Source organism: Oxalobacteraceae bacterium OTU3CAMAD1, from assembly GCA_024123915.1.
Classification (GTDB): domain Bacteria; phylum Pseudomonadota; class Gammaproteobacteria; order Burkholderiales; family Burkholderiaceae_D; genus Rugamonas.
On sequence record CP099650.1, the window covers coordinates 5,817,913 to 5,835,820 of the forward strand.

General features: G+C 63.9%; 12 protein-coding genes and 1 pseudogene. 8 read left to right on the forward strand and 5 right to left on the reverse strand.

Features of this window, described 5'->3' with window-relative positions:
- The first annotated feature begins 2 nt into the window (after positions 1 to 2).
- The 4 genes from NHH88_24840 to NHH88_24855 are packed head-to-tail and all read left to right on the forward strand — an operon-like array spanning position 3 to position 5,232.
- A complete protein-coding gene (locus NHH88_24840; protein USX12876.1) occupies positions 3 to 1,241 on the forward strand; it encodes an ABC transporter permease in 1,239 nt (412 codons plus the stop codon).
- Positions 1,241 to 2,440 carry an ABC transporter permease gene (locus NHH88_24845; GenBank protein USX12877.1) on the forward strand — a complete coding sequence of 400 codons (1,200 nt, stop codon included), beginning with the start codon at positions 1,241 to 1,243 and terminating at the stop codon, positions 2,438 to 2,440. Before NHH88_24840 ends, NHH88_24845 begins: the two co-directional genes overlap by 1 nt.
- A 15-nt stretch (positions 2,441 to 2,455) precedes the next feature.
- On the forward strand, positions 2,456 to 3,871 hold the full coding sequence (locus NHH88_24850; protein USX12878.1) for a sigma-54 dependent transcriptional regulator: 1,416 nt from the start codon (positions 2,456 to 2,458) through the stop codon (positions 3,869 to 3,871).
- Positions 3,868 to 5,232: an ATP-binding protein gene (locus NHH88_24855; protein ID USX12879.1), complete on the forward strand. Its 1,365-nt coding sequence runs from the start codon at positions 3,868 to 3,870 to the stop codon at positions 5,230 to 5,232. The genes NHH88_24850 and NHH88_24855 overlap by 4 nt, the downstream gene beginning before the upstream one ends.
- 278 nt (positions 5,233 to 5,510) lie before the next feature.
- Here NHH88_24855 and NHH88_24860 read toward each other — a convergent pair.
- Positions 5,511 to 7,061 (reverse strand): annotated as a pseudogene (locus NHH88_24860) (methyl-accepting chemotaxis protein).
- A 262-nt stretch (positions 7,062 to 7,323) separates the two neighbouring features.
- Here NHH88_24860 and NHH88_24865 point away from each other — a divergent pair.
- Together NHH88_24865 and NHH88_24870 are read left to right on the forward strand one after the other, a co-directional pair.
- Complete coding sequence (locus NHH88_24865; GenBank protein USX12880.1) at positions 7,324 to 8,736, forward strand: cation:dicarboxylase symporter family transporter; 1,413 nt, start codon at positions 7,324 to 7,326, stop codon at positions 8,734 to 8,736.
- 73 nt (positions 8,737 to 8,809) lie between these two features.
- Positions 8,810 to 9,142: a hypothetical protein gene (locus NHH88_24870; GenBank protein ID USX12881.1), complete on the forward strand. Its 333-nt coding sequence runs from the start codon at positions 8,810 to 8,812 to the stop codon at positions 9,140 to 9,142.
- A 72-nt stretch (positions 9,143 to 9,214) separates the two neighbouring features.
- Here the strand turns inward: NHH88_24870 and NHH88_24875 are convergent, their stop codons facing one another.
- The 4 genes from NHH88_24875 to NHH88_24890 all read right to left on the reverse strand — a co-directional run bounded on the left by NHH88_24875 (position 9,215) and on the right by NHH88_24890 (position 16,216).
- On the reverse strand, positions 9,215 to 10,636 hold the full coding sequence (locus NHH88_24875) for an OmpP1/FadL family transporter (protein USX12882.1): 1,422 nt from the start codon (positions 10,634 to 10,636) through the stop codon (positions 9,215 to 9,217).
- Positions 10,637 to 11,005: 369 nt separating this feature from the next.
- Positions 11,006 to 14,281, reverse strand: coding sequence for an efflux RND transporter permease subunit (locus NHH88_24880; GenBank protein ID USX12883.1), 3,276 nt, complete (start codon positions 14,279 to 14,281; stop codon positions 11,006 to 11,008).
- 12 nt (positions 14,282 to 14,293) lie between these two features.
- A complete protein-coding gene (locus NHH88_24885; GenBank protein ID USX12884.1) occupies positions 14,294 to 15,493 on the reverse strand; it encodes an efflux RND transporter periplasmic adaptor subunit in 1,200 nt (399 codons plus the stop codon).
- A gap of 279 nt (positions 15,494 to 15,772) precedes the next feature.
- Positions 15,773 to 16,216 carry a divergent PAP2 family protein gene (locus tag NHH88_24890; GenBank protein ID USX12885.1) on the reverse strand — a complete coding sequence of 148 codons (444 nt, stop codon included), beginning with the start codon at positions 16,214 to 16,216 and terminating at the stop codon, positions 15,773 to 15,775.
- Positions 16,217 to 16,324: 108 nt separating this feature from the next.
- On the opposite strand from NHH88_24890, the gene NHH88_24895 reads away from it, so the two are divergent.
- Entirely contained in the window at positions 16,325 to 17,383 is a 1,059-nt protein-coding gene (locus tag NHH88_24895; protein USX12886.1) for a DUF475 domain-containing protein, read from the forward strand.
- Positions 17,384 to 17,432: 49 nt separating this feature from the next.
- Positions 17,433 to 17,804: a hypothetical protein gene (locus NHH88_24900; protein USX12887.1), complete on the forward strand. Its 372-nt coding sequence runs from the start codon at positions 17,433 to 17,435 to the stop codon at positions 17,802 to 17,804.
- The last annotated feature ends 104 nt before the right edge of the window (positions 17,805 to 17,908 follow it).

Genomic DNA, 17,908 nt, shown 5'->3' on the forward strand with positions numbered 1-17,908 from the left:
GCATGTTCAGAAATTATCTGCTGACGGCGTGGAAGGTCTTCATGCGCCGCAAGCTGTTCACGGCGATCAACCTGCTGTGCATCGTGCTGACCCTGGTGGTGCTGATGGTGGTCACCGCGCTGCTGCAAAACGCCTTCTACCCCACCGGCGTCGAGGGCAAAAGCGACCGCTTCGTGCAAATGGTCATGATGCAGTCCGGCCACACCGACCGGAACGGCCAGTTCAGGGGTTTTTTCGGTTACAAGATCGTCGAGCAATACCTCAAGCCCATGAATGGCGTCGAGGCGGTGTCGGCATCGATGTTTCCGCAAGCGGTGGCGGTGTACCAGGCCGGCAGGGTCAGCGACGTGCAACTGCGGAGAACCGACGCCGAGTATTGGCGCATACTCGATTTCCACGTTGTCTCGGGACGGGTCATCAGCGCCGACGATGTCGAACAGGGACGCTTCGTCGCCGTGCTCAACCTGTCAACGGCGCGCAAGCTGTTCCCTGGCCAGCCTTACCTGAACCAGAAAATCCTGATGGACGGCCAGACGTTCGCCGTCATCGGCGTGGTCGAGGATGCGCTGCAAGTGAACGCCTATGCCGACGCCTGGGTTCCGACCACCACGCTGGCCTCCACCGATTACAAGAGCCAGGAATTCGGCAGCTTTACCCTGATGATCCTGGCGCGCACGGCGGCAGATCTGCCGGCCATCAAGCGCGACATCGTGCGCATCGCCAAGACGGTGCGCTATAACGATCCGAACCAATACAACGTGACGCAGTTCTGGGGTGACTCCAAGCTCGAACTGTTCGCCCGGACCTTGACAAGCAACAGCAACGAGGACGCCGGAGTGCCCCAATTTGTCGTCGGCATCGTGGTGTTGATGCTGCTGTTCATGGCGCTGCCGGCGCTCAACCTGGTCAACCTCAATGTCGGGCGCATCATGGAGCGCGGCAGCGAAATCGGCGTGCGCAAGGCCTTCGGCGCCACCAGCCGCCAACTGGTGGCGCAGCTGGTGCTGGAAAACGTGGTGCTGTGCCTGGTTGGCGGCGCCATCGGTCTGGTATGCGCCGCCGGCGCGCTGCGGTGGCTGGAAGGCTCCGGCCTGATTCCCTACCTCAAGGTCGAACTCAACCTGGCGGTGTTCGGCTACGGACTGCTGCTCACGCTGGTGTTCGGCGTGCTGTCGGGGGTGATCCCCGCCTGGAAAATGTCGCGCCTGGACCCGGTCCGCGCGCTGAAAGGAAACACCTGATGCTGCACCATCTCCTCAAACTGATCTGGAAACGCAAATCGCGCAACATGATGCTGAGCCTGGAAATTCTGCTGGCCTTCATGGTGGTGTTCGCCATCGCCGCGTTCGCCGTGCGCAATTACCAGCTGCAACAGATGCCCACCGGCTTCGCCTGGCGCGACCAGTGGTCGGTCATCATCCGCAACGCCCAGCGCATTCCCAACGACGCCGCCATGTACGACGCGCTCAAGCGCGCCCTGCTCGATCTGCCGGAAGTGGAAAAGGTCGCCTTCACCGCCGTGGCGCCGTACGAGATGTCACGCAGGATGGGCTTTTTTTCGCTGCCGGATGGCAGCAACCGCGTCGAGTCCGACAGCATGGGCAGCACCGATGACTTTTTCGAAGCCATGCAAATGACGCCGGCGCAGGGCCGCTGGTTCTCCAAAGCCGACGACGGCGCCGACGCCACGCCGGTCGTGATCAACCGCCTGCTGGCCGACAAACTGTTCCCGGGCACCCCGGCGGTCGGCCAACTGTTCATCGACGCCGAAGGCATGGCAATCGGCAAGCCGCAGCGCTACCGCGTCAGCGCGGTGGTCGAGCAGTACCGCACGAACGGCGAATATATGGATCCGGTTAATGTCGTGCTGCCGCGCTTTGTCCCCGGCGTCAACGATGACCCGCCCATGATCATCATGCTAAGGCTCAAGCCGGGCACGCCGCGCGCGTTCGAGGCGCGCCTCAGCGCCCGTCTCAAGCGCGAGCACAACGACTGGTCGTTCGTCATCAGCCCGCTCAGCGAGTCGCGCAAGTCGATGCAGAAACTGCAGATGCTGCCGCTGGTGATCATGTCGGTGATCGCCGCCTTCCTGCTGTTGATGGTCGCCTTCGGCCTGTTCGGCGTGCTGTGGCAAAACACCACCCAGCGCATTCCCGAGATCGGCCTGCGCCGCGCGCTCGGCGCCGACGCCGGCCACATCTACCGGCAGATCATCGCCGAGCAAATGCTGCTGAGCTCGGGGGCGATCGCGGTCGCGCTGGTGTTGCTGGTGCAGCTGCCGCTGACCGGCGTGTTCGGTGACGGCCTGAACTGGCCGGTGTTTTTGACGGCGGCGGCGCTATCGGCCGGTGTGATCTATCTGCTATCCTTGCTGTGTTCGCTCTACCCGGGCTGGCGCGCCGCGCGCCTCAGTCCCACCCAGGCGCTGCACTATGAATAAGGCTGTTAGATGTTGATGGAATCATCCCGTAAGCAACGCATATTAATTGTCGACGACGACAGCGCGGTCCAGGTGTCGCTGGCGTTGCTGCTCAAACAGTCCGGCTTCGACGCCGTTTGCTGCGACGACCCGCAGCAGGCGCTGTCCACCCTGGCGCAACAGCCTGTCGATCTGGTGTTGCAGGACATGAATTTCTCGCTGCAAACCAGCGGCGAGGAAGGCTTGCAACTGCTGGCCGACATCAAGCGGGCCCGCCCCGCCCTGCCGGTCCTGCTGATGACGGCCTGGGGGTCGATCGCGCTGGCGGTGCGTGGCGTGCAGGCCGGCGCCGCCAACTTTTTCACCAAGCCGTGGGACAACCCGCAACTGATCGCGCTGATCCGCGCGACCCTGGAAACGGCGGGCCCGGCCGCCTCGCCGCCCCAAGCGGCCGCGTCGCGCCAGGCGCTCGACCGGCAATTCGATTTCAGCGGCATCGTCGGCGAACATCCCCGCCTGCTCAAGGTGCTGGCCACCATCGGCCAGGTGGCCGCGACCCGCGCGCCGGTGCTGATCCTGGGCGAGAGCGGTAGCGGCAAGGAACTGATCGCCGACGCCCTCCACCGCAACAGCCCGCGCGCGGCGCGTCCCATCGTCAAAATCAACATGGGCGCGATCACGCCGTCGTTGTTCGAGAGTGAAATGTTCGGCCACGTGCGCGGCGCCTTCACCGACGCCAAGACCGACCGCAAAGGCCACGTCGCCAGCGCGCACGAAGGCACCTTGTTCCTCGACGAGATCGGCGAACTGAATCGCTCCGACCAGGTCAAGCTGCTGCGCGTGCTGCAAGACCAGACCTACCAGCCGGTTGGCGCCAGCCGCACCGAGCGCGCCGACATCCGCGTGGTCTCGGCCACCAACCGCGAGTTGGCCGAGCTGGTCGCCAGCGGCGAGTTCCGCGAAGATTTGTTCTACCGGCTGAACCTGATCACGATACGGTTGCCGCCGCTGCGCGAGCGCCGCAGCGACATCGCCCTGCTGGCGCGCCACATCATCGGCGAAGTCTCGGCCAGCTACGGACTGGGGCCGGCGACGATCGCGCCGCAGGCGCTGGACTGGCTTGGCGCACAAGCGTGGCCCGGCAATATCCGCCAGCTCAAGCAAACCCTGGAGCGCACCCTGCTGCTGGTCGGCCGCAGCGAACTGCGGCAGGCCGATTTCATCGCCGCCGAACAGAACGATGGCGCGCCGGGCGGCTCTCGCTCTGCCCTGCGGGTCGACGGCATGACCTTGGAGCAGGTAGAGCGGCACATGATCGCGCACGCGCTCGACCAGCACCAGGGCAACATTTCGCGGGTGGCCAAGGCGCTGGGATTGAGCCGCACGGCGCTGTACCGGCGGCTGGAGCGCCATGGCCTGGGCGCCGCGCCTGACGGCGAGCCTCTTTCATGAGTTTGCGCTATCGGCTGTATGCCTACCTCATCGCCACCCACCTGCTGTTCGTTGGCGTGACGGTGATGCTGTTGCGCGGCGCGCCGTGGCTGATGATCGCCCTGGAGGTGGTTTTGCTGCTGAGCCTTATGCTCGGCGCGCGCCTGATACGCCGCGCGCTCGAACCGCTCGGCTACACGCGCCACTTCCATGACCTGCTGCAGGACCAGCAATACGCGTCGCGCCTGCAGCACAGCGCCAACCGCGAGTTGAACGAACTGGTCGAGTTGTTCAACACCATGCTGGGCCGGCTCTATCAGGAGCGGCTGGAAATCGGCGAGCAGCAAGGCTTCCTCGACCGTCTGCTGGAGGCCACGCCGAGCGCCGTGATCGTGTTCGACTTCGACGGGCGTATCAGCCTGCTCAACGCCAGCGCGCAAGCGCTGCTGGGGCTGGACGACGCCAAGGGCAAACCGCTGCGGGCATGGCTGGCCGGCGAGGCTTCGACCGGCGCGGGCGCGCCGGCCGGCAGCCGCTCCCCCGCCCTGCTGGCCCAGCTGGACCTGCTGCCGTTGGGCGAGAGCCAGTTGCTGACCGACGCCGACGGCCGCCGCTACCGGGCCCAGCGCGGCCACTTCTACGATCGCGGCTTCGCCCGCCACTTTCTATTGATCGAGGAGTTGACCGAGGAGCTGGAGAGCTCGGAAAAGGACACCTACGACAAGCTGATACGCGTGCTCGCGCACGAGGTCAACAACACGGTCGCCGCCACCGGCTCGGTGCTCGATTCGCTGCTGTACTACCGTGGCCAGCTCAACGAGCGCGACGGGGACGACTTCAACACCGCCATCGTCGCCGTCAAGCGGCGCAATGGCAGCCTGGGCGAGTTCATCGAGCGCTTCACGCGGGTGGTCAAGATGCCTGCGCCGGAGCTGCGTGCCTGCCCGGTGCGCGACATCATGGACGATATCCTGTATCTGTACCGCGAGCCGTGCCGTGGCCGCGGCATCCGCATCGGCTGGGCGCGCTGCGACGAGGTGCCGGCCATGGGGCTGGACCGGCACTTGATCGAGCAGGCGCTGCTGAACGTGGTCAAGAACGCGATGGAGGCGGTGGAGGAAGCGGCGGCCGGCGAGCGGTTTATCGAGTTCGCGCTGGCGAACGAGACCGATGGCGTGCGCTTATCGGTGACCGATTCGGGCAACCTGCTGGGCAAGGTGCCGGCGCGGCAGTTGTTCACGCCGTTTTTCACGACCAAGAAGGGTGGCCAGGGGATAGGCTTGCTGTTCGTGCGCGAGGTGATGAACCGGCATGGGTTTGCGTATCGGCTGGCGGCCACCGGGGACGGGGCCACGCGGTTTGATATCTGGTTCAAACCCTGAACGTCGAATTTCTCTAAAACACGTAGGGCGGATTAGGCGGAACGCCGTAATCGGCCATCTACGAGCCGTCGACGGCGCCTGCATGGCCGATTACGCTACGCTAATCCGCCCTACGTGTTTCCTCGTTTATTCAACTGCCGCAGGTCAGAATTCTTCCCACTCGGCGCCAGCGGCGGCGGGGTGCCCAGCCGTGGCAGGGACTTGGCCGGCTTCATCAACGCGGTCCTGTGCGCCACCGCCATCGCCGGCGAAGCCCGCTTCGCCGGCCCGCCAGCGCCGTCGACGCGGAACACGCTCACCACCCGCTCCAGATTGACCGCCTGCTGCTGCAAGGCTTCGGCCGCGGCGGCGGCCTGCTCCACCAGCGCCGCGTTCTGCTGCGTCACCCCGTCCATCTCGATGACGGCCTTGTTGATCTGCTCGATGCCCAGGCTTTGCTCGTCGCCGGCGTTGGAGATATCGGCCATGATCGTCGTCACCCGCTGCACGCTGGTCACCACCTCGCTCATCGTCAGCCCGGCCTGCTCGACCTGGCGGCTGCCGATCTCGACCTTCTCGACCGAGTCGCCGATCAACTCCTTGATTTCCTTGGCGGCGGTCGCCGAACGCTGCGCCAGGTTGCGCACCTCGGAGGCCACCACCGCGAAGCCGCGCCCCTGCTCGCCGGCGCGGGCCGCTTCCACGGCGGCGTTCAACGCCAGGATGTTGGTCTGGAAGGCGATGCCGTCGATGACGGAAATGATGTCGACGATCTTGCGCGACGACTCGTTGATCGCGCCCATCGTGCCGACCACCTCCGACACGGCTTGCCCGCCCTTCTGCGCCACCTCGGACGCGGCGTGCGCCAGCTGGTTGGCCTGGCGCGCGTTCTCATTGTTCTGGCGTACCGCGCTGGTCAGCTGCTCCATCGATGAAGCCGTTTCCTCCAGCGCGCTGGCCTGCTCTTCGGTGCGCGAGGATAAGTCCTGGTTGCCGGTGGCGATCTGGGTCGACGCCGTCGCGATGGTTTCCGTGCCGCTGCGCACCTCGGAGACGATGCCGGCCAGCGAATCGCGCATCAACTTCATCGCGTGCAGCATGCTGTGCTGGTCGCCGGCCCGGGTGTCGACCGACATGGTCAGGTCGCCGGCGGCGATGCGGCCGGCGATCTCGGCCGCGTAGGCCGGCTCGCCGCCCAACTGCCGCAGCAGCGAACGGCCGATGGCCACGGCCGCGCCCACGCCGATCACGATGGCGAGGCCGCACAACACCAGCATCGACATCCACGCCCGCGCGTAGGACTTGCTGGCCTCGGCGACATGCTCATGGCTGTCTTCCCGGTGCAGGGCCGCGTAATCGTCCATGGCGTCTTGCCATTGCTGGGTTGCCGGGGCGGCCTGCGTCAACACCACCGCGACGGCTTCGTCATCCTTGTGCGCCAGCGCCAGGGCGAACGCTTTGTCGTTGAGGGGGCGCGCCGCTTGGGCCAGCGCGGCGATGCGGTCGCGCACCGCCGTCTCCTTGGGCGTCGTGGGCATCTTCGCCAGCTGCTCGACCGCCTTGGCATAGCTGGCGCGGGCATTGTCCACCTTGGCCATCTCGGCGCGGATGGCGCTATCCTCATGCAGCAGCACCACCGAGTGCGACAGCCGCCCGACGATGTGCACCGACTCGGACATATTCTCCACCAGCTCGCTCTTGACCACGTTCTCGTTGACGATGGTGTCGAGCTTGGCATGGATCGTGCTCATGTTCCATATACCAAGCGCGGCGATAAACACCAGCAGTGTCAGAACCAGACCAAAGCCCAGGCTGAGCCGGGTACCGACTTTCATGCTGTTGAGTGCCATGCGACCTCCAGTAGTGACGAAACCTGAAACGATTGTACGCCCGCGTTTGTCACATTGATGAAAAATGATGCAACTGCGCAACAAGCCTGTTTATACGAAAAACACATAGGCTTATAGCTAAATATTCGCTGCATGGGCGATAACGGCCTCGTTTATATCAAGAAACAGCTATAAAATGACCGACCGGTCGCTTTTTTCCCGCTCCGGCAAGGGGAAAATACGGCGGCGGATGATTTGATTAATTTGTGGCAAAGGGTGGGCAATGACTATCAACGTGGTTTTTAATCTGCTGGCGGCGCTGGTGTTGCTGGGCGCGCTCTACGCGCAGCAGCGCAAGCACGCGTCCTTTTCGGTGCGCGTGTTCACCGGCATGGGGCTGGGCATCGTGCTGGGCGCGGCGCTGCAGGCCATCTACGGCGCCGGCTCGGCCGAGTTGAAAACCACCGGCGAGTACCTCGACATCGTCGGCTCGGGCTACGTCAAGCTGCTGCAAATGATCATCATGCCGCTGATCATGGTCTCCATCATCGCCGCCATCCTCAAATTAAAGGGCATGGATTCGCTAAGCAAAATCAGCGCGCTGACCATCGGCACCTTGATGGTCACCACCCTGATCGCCGCCGGCATCGGCATCCTGATGGCCAAGCTGTTCAGCCTGACGGCGGTGGGCCTGACCGCCTCGGCGGCCGACATCGCGCGCGGGGTCTACCTGCAGGGCAAGGTCGAAGCGGCGCAGGCGATCTCGCTGCCGAGCATGCTGCTCAGCTTCATCCCCGCCAATCCCTTCCTGGACCTGACCGGCGCGCGCAAGACCTCGACCATCGCGGTGGTGATCTTCGCCGTGTTCATCGGCATCGCCGCCACCGGCATCCACGACAAGAAGCCGGACATCTTCGCCTCCTTCGACAATTTCATCAAAGTCGCCCACGCCATCGTCATGCGCATCGTCACCCTGGTGCTGCGGCTGACGCCGTACGGCGTGTTCGCGCTGATGGCGCAGGTGGTGTCGACCTCCAGCTACACCGACATCCTGCACCTGATCGATTTCGTGCTGGCCTCGTACAGCGCGCTGTTCCTGATGTTCCTGGTGCACCTGCTGATCGTCACCGGCGCCGGACTGAACCCGGTGCGCTTCGTCAAGAAAATCCTGCCGGTGCTGACCTTCGCCTTCACCTCGCGCAGCAGCGCCGGCGCCATCCCGATGAGCGTGCAGACGCAGACGCTGCGCCTGGGCACGTCCGAAGGCATCGCCAACTTCGCCGCCTCGTTCGGCGCCACCATCGGCCAGAACGGCTGCGCCGGCATCTACCCGGCCATGCTGGCGGTGATGATCGCCCCGACCGTCGGCATCGACCCGTTCACCGCGCACTTCATCCTGCCGCTGCTCGCCATCATCACCATCGGCTCGGTGGGCGTGGCCGGGGTTGGCGGCGGCGCCACGTTCGCCGCGCTGATCGTGCTGTCGTCGATGAACCTGCCGGTCGCGCTGGCCGGGTTGCTGATCTCGATCGAACCGCTGATCGACATGGGCCGCACCGCGCTCAACGTCAGCGGCTCGATCACCGCCGGCACGGTCACCAGCCGGGTGCTGGGCGAGACCGACGTCGCCGTCTTCAACAGCGACGCCGACCTGCCGATCGACAGCGAAGCGGACAGCGAACGCAAAACGGCTTGAGCTAAAATAGCGGGAACCGCCCGCATGCGGGCGGTGTCTAATTTTTTCCCTGACCTTTTTTTGAAAGGAAAGAATGATGATTTCCCTGCGTAAAACAACCAGCGTAATTCTGGGCGCGACCTTCGCGGTCGCACTGCTGGCCGGCTGCAACAAGCGTCCCGCCGACCAGCCACAAACCCCGTCGCCGACACCGGAAAGCACCACGCCGTCGACACCATCCACCACCCCCAGCCCAACGCCAGACGCCACCACACCGGGCGCCACCGGCAGCGGCTCGGGCGGGACCGGCAGCGGCACGGGCACCAGCGGCGGCACGGGTAGCGGCACCGGCACGGGCACCGGTAGCGGCAATGGGACCGGTGGCACGGGCACGGGTGGCACCGGCACCACGCCTCCCGGTCAATAAGACGTAAAAAAGGGCCTCGAGAGGCCCTTTCTTGCACGCATATTCGCAGTGGGTTAAACCACTGCGGATATCTTAGAACTTGTAGTTGTACGAAACACCAATCAGCGACAGGTGGGTATTGTACGTACCGCGCGTGGTCTCACCATTGCCGGTGCAGGTGCGCGACAAGGTATTACACTGGTTCGTGTAGTTCACCTGCGCATCTTTGAAGTCCACATAGCTGTACGCCAGATCGATCGACGAGCGCGCATCCAGCTTCCAGTTCATGCCCAGCGAATACTGCATGCGGTCGCTGTCCGGCAGCGCCGGGTGGCGCAGCTCGGCGTTTTGCACCGGCGATTCGTCGAACGCCACACCGGCGCGCAAGGTCACATTCTCGTTGTAGACATAATTGCCGCCCACCGCCACGCGCACCGTGTTCTTCCACTGCTGACGGATCACCTCGGCGCCCTCGACGGTGCCTGGGAACTCGATATCCAGGTTGCCCAGGCGGTTATGACGCGACCAGGTCACGTCGGCCATACCGGCCCACTTCGAATCGAACTGGTGGAAGACGTTGGCCGACAAGGTGTCCGGCGTGCGCAGGGACACCAGCGCCGCCGAGTTGGCACGGTGCGACGCGGTCGCCAAGACGCCGTTGACGACCGGATCGGTGGTCGATTTCGAGAAGTCCCAAAGGGTGCTGCCGCGCATATTGTGGCTGATCGACGAACGATAGCTCAAGCCGAAGCGCGTGTTTTCGTCCAAGGTGAACATATAGCCCAGGTTGAAGCCATAGCCCCAATCCTTGACCTCGTTCTCGCCACGGCCGTCGCCGGCGGTGGCCAGCAGCGCCGGATTGCCGCCCAACGCGGTGATCTGACGGATCAGCGCGGCGCCTTGCGCGGCGTTGGCCGGCGTGCGCAGCGCGGCGATGGTGCCCGGCACGTCGACGGCTTGGCCCAGTTCGGCCTTCATGTGTTCCGCGTCGATACCGAAGCCGAACGAATGATGCTGGTTCAGCTTGAACGACACCGATGGATTGAGCGTGATCGCCTCCACCAGCACGTCGGTCAGCGCGTAGCGGCCGTTCCAGGTGCTGCCGTAGTCCAGCTTGGCGCCATACGGCACGAACAGGCCCAGGCCGACGGTCCACTGATCGTTCAGCTTCTTGGTCGCGTACAGCGACGGCGCGGCCACCGCGTCCGGCGCGTAGCCGGACGCCTGGGTGCCGCCGGTGCGCGACCCGGTGAAGCGGGTCGAGCCGGTGTCGGTATAGGTCGAATGCGGCACCACGACGGTGGCGCCGGCGCTGATCTGCGTGCCTTCCAGGCGCGACATGCCGGCCGGGTTGTAGAAGATAGTCGAAGCGTCGTTGGCTTCGGCGCCGCTGGCGTCGGCGGTGCCTTGGGCGGCCACGCTCTGCGAACCGAAACGGTAGCCGGAAGCGCTGGCGCCGGTGGTCACCAGGCTCAGGGCGGCGGCGATAATCAGGGGAAGATGCTTGCGTTGCATGGTGGAGTCTCTCATTGTAGTCGGCGACTTTGCGCCAGGTTTTTTCTGGTCCGACAGCAAATCAAACCGATGAGGCCGGATTTGGTGCTGGAAGGCCAGCAGCTTACTACATTAATAAACTTTACCGAAAGGCCTGTTCCTAGAGTGCAAGCACTAAATTTCACCTTGAAACCGAGCACTTGCTCTGCATCCCAGACGTAAAAAAAGGGCCAAAAGCCCTTTTTTCAACCCCGGGGGTCAGGTCCGACATTCGGACACGAACTGGTCCGCAAGCTGCCTTTACGGCAGGGCCCGTGTCCGAATGTCGGACCTGACCCCGCTGGTTAAAGGCCGAGGCCGTGTCCGAATGTCGGACCTGACCCCGCTGTTTTATTGCGGATCGAAGGCGCTCTTGTTGAGCGATACTGTCGGCGCGACGATGGCTGGCGTGCCGCCGCCGCTCTTGCCCGTGACCTTGCGGACAACCCACATCAGCGAGCGGTAGACGTAGCGGATGAACGTCAGGAACAACAGCACTTCGATCGCCGTCAGAACGAACGCGACCGCCGTGCCCCAGGCGCCGAAGCGGCCGGTCCAGTGATTCACCCGGCGGTTGTACTTGATCGCCAGGTTGTCCTTGTTGATCTCGATGCTGTCGTAGAAGGTCGGTACCATCAGCAACGTCAGCACGGTCGAGGTGATCGTGCCGCCGATGATGGCGATCGCCATCGGACGATAAAACTCGCCACCCTCGCCCAACGCCAGCGCGACCGGGAACATGCCGGCGATCAGCGCGAACGTCGTCATCAGGATCGGACGCAGACGCATGCGGCCGGCGTACATCAGCGCGTCCTCGCGGCTGTAGCCCTCCTCCTCGCGCTTGCGGGCGGCGTCGAGCAGCAGGATGGCGTTCTTCGCCACCAAGCCCATCAGCATGATCACCCCGATCAAACTCATCAGGTTAATCGTGCCCTTGGTCATCAGCAGGCCCAGCACCACGCCGATCAACGACAGCGGCAGCGACAGCATCACCGCGATCGGCGCCGTGAACGAACCGAACTGCATCACCAGGATCAGGTACATCAAACCGATACCGGCCAGCAGCGAGATCATCATCTGGCTGAACACTTCGTTCATGTCCTTGCCGGCGCCGCCCAGCGACAGACCGTAGCCCGGCGGGAAGTCGATTTCCTTGGCCAGTTTCATGGCGTCGTTGGTCACCTCGCCGGGCGAACGGCCCTGGGCGTTGGCGCTCACCGAGATGATGCGCTTGCCATCCTTGTGCTTGATGGTGGACGGTCCCTTGCCCATCGTCACGCTGGCGATCTGGTCGAGCGGCACCATTTGGTTGGTGCCGGCCACGCCGATCGGCAGGCGCTCGATGTTTTCGGCGCTGGTGCGGTCCTCCGGCGCCAGGCGCACGGCAACGTCGCGCGATTCGCCGGTCGGGTCGACCCAGTCGCCCACCTCGATACCGGCGAAGGCCACGCGCAGCGCCTGGGCGGCGTCGCCGGCGGCGATGCCCATCGAGTTCGCCAAGCCCCGGTTCAGCTCGATCTGCAGTTCGTCCTTGGGGTCCTGCTCGGACAGGCTGACGTCGACCGCGCCCGGCACCTTGCGCAGGCGGTCCATATAGGCGTTGGTGATTTCCATCAGCTTGCGCGAATCGGCGCCGGTGAACTGGATCTCGACCGGCTTGGCGGCGTTGTTGCTCAGGTCTTCCAGCACCGTGTATTCGGCGCCGACCAGCCCGGCCAGCTTCTCGCGCAATTCCTTGGCGATCTCGATGGCCGAACGCTTGCGCTCGGTCTTTTTGCCGATGTCGACATAGATGCGTCCACCGGTCGGGTTGACGTAGGCGTTGGTCTGCTTGGTTTCCTTGATGGTGAAGGCGATCTTGGCGGCGCGGTCCAGTTTCAGGCGCGAGTATTCCAGACTGGCCGACGACGGCGCCCGCACGTCGATGGCGATGGTGCCGAAGTCCGACGCCGGCAGGAAGCTGAAGCCGCCCAGCTTGGCTTGCAGGCCCAGCGCGGCCACGAAGGTCAGCACCGCCAGTATGGCCATCGCTTTGCGGTGGTGCAATGCCCAGGCGATGACGTTGCCATAACGGTCGGCCTGATGGTCGAACCAGTTATTGAAGCGTTCGAGCACCTTGCCCAGGCCCTTGCGCGGCGCCGTGTGGTGATCCGGCGGGTCGCCCCAGAAGGCCGACAGCATCGGGTCCAGGGTGAACGAGATCAGCAGCGAGACAGCGACCGAGCACGTCACTGTCAAGGCGAACGGACGGAACCACTCGCCGGTGATGCCCGGCATGAAGGCCACCGGAATGAACACGGCCATGATGGAGAAGGTCGTGGCGGCCACGGCCATGCCGATCTCGGCCGTGCCGTTGAGCGCGGCGGTGCGGCGGTCGGCGCCCATCTGCATGTGGCGCACGATGTTTTCCCGCACCACGATGGCGTCGTCGATCAGCACGCCGATCGCCAGCGACAGACCCAGCAGTGTCATGAAGTTCAGGGTGAAGCCGCACAGCCAGACGCCGATGAAGGCGGCGATCACCGAAGTGGGCAGGCTGAGCGCGGTGATCATCGTCGAACGCCACGAATTCAAAAACGCGTAGACCACGAAAATGGTCAGGCCGGCGCCGAACACCAGCGCCTCGATCACGTTGTTCAGGCTGTTCTCGGCGTCCTCGCCGCCATCCTCGGTCACTTCCAGCGTGGCGCCGGATGGCAATTCCTTGCGCATCTCCTCGACCATCTCGCGCACCTTGTGCGCCACCGTCACGGTCGACGCGTCCTTGGAGCGGGTGATCGAGATGCCGACGTTCGGTTTGCCCGAGCGCACGCTGAGCGAGCTCATCTCAGCGAAACCGTCCTCGATCGTCGCCACTTGCGCCAGGCGCACCAGCTCGTTGCCGTTGCGCTTGACCACCACTTGCTGGAAGTCCTCGGGACGCTCGATGCGGCCGACCAGGCGGATGCTCTTCTCGTCGAGGTCGCCCTTGACCTTGCCGACCGGCGCGTTGGTGTTCTGGTTGCGCAAGGCGTTGACGACCTCGCCCACGGAGACGTTGTATTCCCGCAGCTTCTCGGCCTTGAGCAGCACGCTCAGCTCGCGCTTGAGCGAACCGTCGATGTTGACCGACGCTACGCCGTCGATGCCGCGGAAGCGGTCGGCCAGCTTGTCCTCGGCCAGGCGCGAGATGACGGCGTGGCTTTGCACGCTCGACGACAGCGCCAGTTGCATGACCGGCTGGGCGGAGGTGTCGATGCGTTGCAGAATCGGCTCGCGCATCTCGATCGGCAGCTTGTAGCGTACCGACGCGATCGAATTGCGGATCTCGTCGGAGGCCTCGATCAGGTTCTTGCTGAAGGCGAACTTGATGAACACCCGCGCCTGGCCTTCGGACGCGGTCGAATTAACCTCGGTCACGCCGGTGATCGACTGGAACGACTTTTCAAGCCGGTTGACGATCTCGCGCTCGACCGTCTCCGGCGACGCGCCCGGATACGGGATCATGACGACGATGAACGGCACTTCGACGTCAGGATTCTGGTTGACCCGCAATTTGCTCAGGGCCATCAGGCCCAGGCACATCATGGCGACGATCAGGACGATGGTCGCGACCGGCCGTTTGATACTGAAATCGGATAAGAACATGGCGGTGATTCCTTATTTTTCTACCGCGGTGGAGGCCGAGGCCGACGCGGTGGCCGAAGACACCGGCTTCGGCGCGCTGAGCACAACCTTTTGGCCGTCCTTGAAGCCCGAGCCGGGCACGCGCACGATGGTGTCGCCGGCGGCCAGGCCGGACAGCACCTGCCAGCGGCCGCTGCGCTCGTCGCGCGCCCCGATGGTCAGCGGCACCTTGTTGACGGTGCCGCCCTTGACGCGCCACACATAATTGTTGTCGCCGGCCTGCACCAGCGCCGACGGCGGCACCATCAGCGACGACGACGATTTCGACTCGACCCGGCCTTCGGCGTACAGGCCGGCCACCCTCGGCTGGGCCGATTCGGCGAACTCGACCAGCACCTCGACCTGGCGGGTAACGGCGTTGGCGGCAGGATCGACCCGCTTGATCTTGCCGGTGAAGTTCTGGCCAGGATAGCCGTTGACGCGGAACAGCACCGGCTGGCCCACCTTGACCTCGCCGATCTTGTCGGCCGACACCAGGCCCTCGAAGCGCATGCTCGCCGGATCGATCACCTTGATCAGCTCTTTGCCGACCTGGGCGGTGTCGCCGTTGGAGACCTTGCGCTCGCTGACGATGCCGTCGAACGGCGCGCGCACGGTGGTGCGGCTCAGTTGCTGGCGCGCCGCCACCAGACGCGAACGGGCCGCCGACAGGTCGCTCAGGGCGTTGTTGCGGCGGATTTCGGCGTCTTCCAGCGCCTGCGTCGAGACCATGCCGGAGGCGCGCAGGGTCGTGTTACGTTCGTGCATGCGCTCGGCCTGGGCCAGCGATTGCTGGGCCGCGCGCGAGGCTTCCTCGGCCGAGGTCAGGCTGTCGCGGATCGAGGTCTCGTCCAGGCGCACCAGCACGTCGCCCTTTTTGACGGCCTCGCCGTTTTCCTTGAGTACTTGAATTACGACGGCGCTGACTTCGGCGCGCAGGTCGGCGCGGCGCTCGGGCTGGATCGAACCCGTGATCACCGGGCCGGACGCGAGCGAGTTCGATTCGACAGCGAGGATGTCCTCCTGCGCCATTTGCAACACCACCTCCGGTTCTTTCTTGGCATCCTTGTCGCCCTTGCCGTCCGCCTTGGCGGTGGCCGAGGCTGCCGCCCCTTTCTCGGGCTCCTTGGCAGACTTGCCGCATGCAACCAAGGCTGCAGCGACGGCGAGAGCGAGTAGGGTTTTGCGCAACATAAAGTTCTCCGAGATAGTGGACGTGGTGCTATTAGTATTTTAGCCAGACTACAGCGCGCAGAGTATCCCCGAGTGGCTCCCGGAGGTCAATCAACGTGCGACGGACGGTAGAATTTGTGGCTGAAATGCCAAATTGGAGGATGAACGGTAAAGGTGAAGGGAATTACGTCGGTGGATTGAGCCTGGCGGCAACCCCGTGAGGCGGGGTCGTACCCGACGGGTACGACCCCTGTGCGCCGCCGTGCGGGTTGAACGGTGCCGGCGGCGCTGCGGCCAAAATCAACCGCGGCCGAAAATGGCGTGGATGGCGTGCGCGATCGCGATCCCGGTGCACAGGCCGCCGATGATCTCGACCACCGTGTGGCCCATGCGTTCGCGCAGCCAGGTGTGGCCGGCGGGCACGGCGGCTGGCCGGCTTTCCGCCGACGCCAGCCTGTTAATAGCGGCGGCCTGCTTGCCGACGTGCTGGCGCAAGCTGTTGGCGTCGATGACGACGATGAAGCACAAGGCCACGGCAACCCCGAACGCCGGATGCCCGATGCCCTCGCGCAGCGCGATCAGGGTCGCCATGCTGGACACCACCGCGCTGTGGTTGCTCGGAAAGCCGCCGTTGCCGACCAGATTGAAGGCCCATTTGCGCGCCTTGGCGCTATTAATAAGAAACTTGATCGGGCCGACGGTGACCCAGGTGATCAGGGGCGTGACGAGGTAAGCGATGTCCATCCGGAATTCCTTTGCATTTTTGTGGCGCAATTATCGCAGATGGGTTCACAGTGGCGGAAGCAAGTCAGCTAAAATTCAATACATCACATCATTTCCATAAAGACAATTATGCGACATTTCGGCGTCTCCTTCATAGTCACCTTCATCCTCCTGGGCCTGGCCGGCTGGTGGGGCTTCAGCCACGGCGGCAGCTCCGGCCTGCTGCAAGCGTTGTGGATTTGCACAGTGCTGGGCATCATGGAAGTGTCGCTGTCGTTCGACAATGCCGTGGTCAACGCCTCCGTGCTGCGCCACTGGAACGAATTCTGGCGCAAGCTGTTCCTGACGGTCGGTATCCTGGTCGCGGTGTTCGGCATGCGGCTGGTGTTTCCGCTGCTGATCGTATCCATGGCCACCGGCCTGGGCTTGATGGACGTGTGGACCATGGCCACCAAGAATCCGGACGAATATTCCCGCTATCTGACCGGCGCGCACGCCCAGGTGGCGGCCTTCGGCGGCGCTTTCCTGTTGCTGGTGTTCCTCAATTTCCTGTTCGACGAGGAAAAAGAGCTGCACTGGCTCGGCTGGATCGAGGCCAAGCTGGGCGAGCACGGCACCGAGAGCCTGGCCGTGCTGTTGGCCCTGGCGACGGTGTTCGGCTGCGTCTATCTGGTGCCGGAAACGGAGAAATTGAGCGTGCTGACCGCCGGCGTGGTCGGCGTGCTGGTGTATCTGGCGGTGGGCTGGATCAGCAGCCTGCTGGAGGAAGATCCGCCGGCCGAGGACGGCGACACCACCGAGGCCGGCGTCGGCGCGGTCGTTTCGGCCGTGTCGCGCGGCAGCATCGGCGGCTTCCTGTATCTGGAGGTGCTGGACGCGTCGTTCAGCTTTGACGGCGTGATCGGCGCGTTCGCCATCACCAAAGATGTCGTCATCATCATGTTGGGCCTGGCGATCGGCGCCATGTTCGTGCGCTCGCTGACGGTGTTCCTGGTGCACAAGGGCACACTGGACGAATATGTCTATCTGGAACACGGCGCGCACTATGCGATCGGTATTTTGGCACTGATCATGCTGGCCAGTGTCAAATACCATATCCCGGAGTGGTTCACGGGCCTGTCCGGGGTGGCGTTCATCGCCGTATCGCTGTGGTCGTCAATACGTCACAAGCGACTGCACCCCGCATGATAAGATTGAAAACATTGCGGACTTACCTGGATATTCAACCGGCTTACTTATGACAAAATCATCGCGTATCGTTCTGTATTTCATCGCCCTGGTGGCTGCCACCCTGCTGGTCTTCGTCGCCTATACCTGGGCGATGTTGCATATTTCCTATTCGGATGGCGAGCGCGCGGGCTACCTGCAAAAGTTCTCCACCCGTGGCTGGATCTGCAAGACCTGGGAAGGGGAGATTTTGCTGACCTCGATGCCGGGTGCGATACCGGAGAAGTTCGAGTTCAGCGTGCGCGATGAGAATGTGGCCAAGCAATTGACCGACGCCACCGGCAAGCGCGTGATTTTGAGCTACTCGCAGCACAAGGGGGTGCCGACGCAGTGCTTCGGCGAGACGGAGTATTACATCACCAAAGTGCAAGTACAGCAATAACAGTTCTAAAACACGTAGGGCGGATTAGCGAAGCGTAATCGGCCATTTATGCGCCGCCGACGGCGTAACCATGGCCGATTACGGCGTTCCGCCTAATCCGCCCT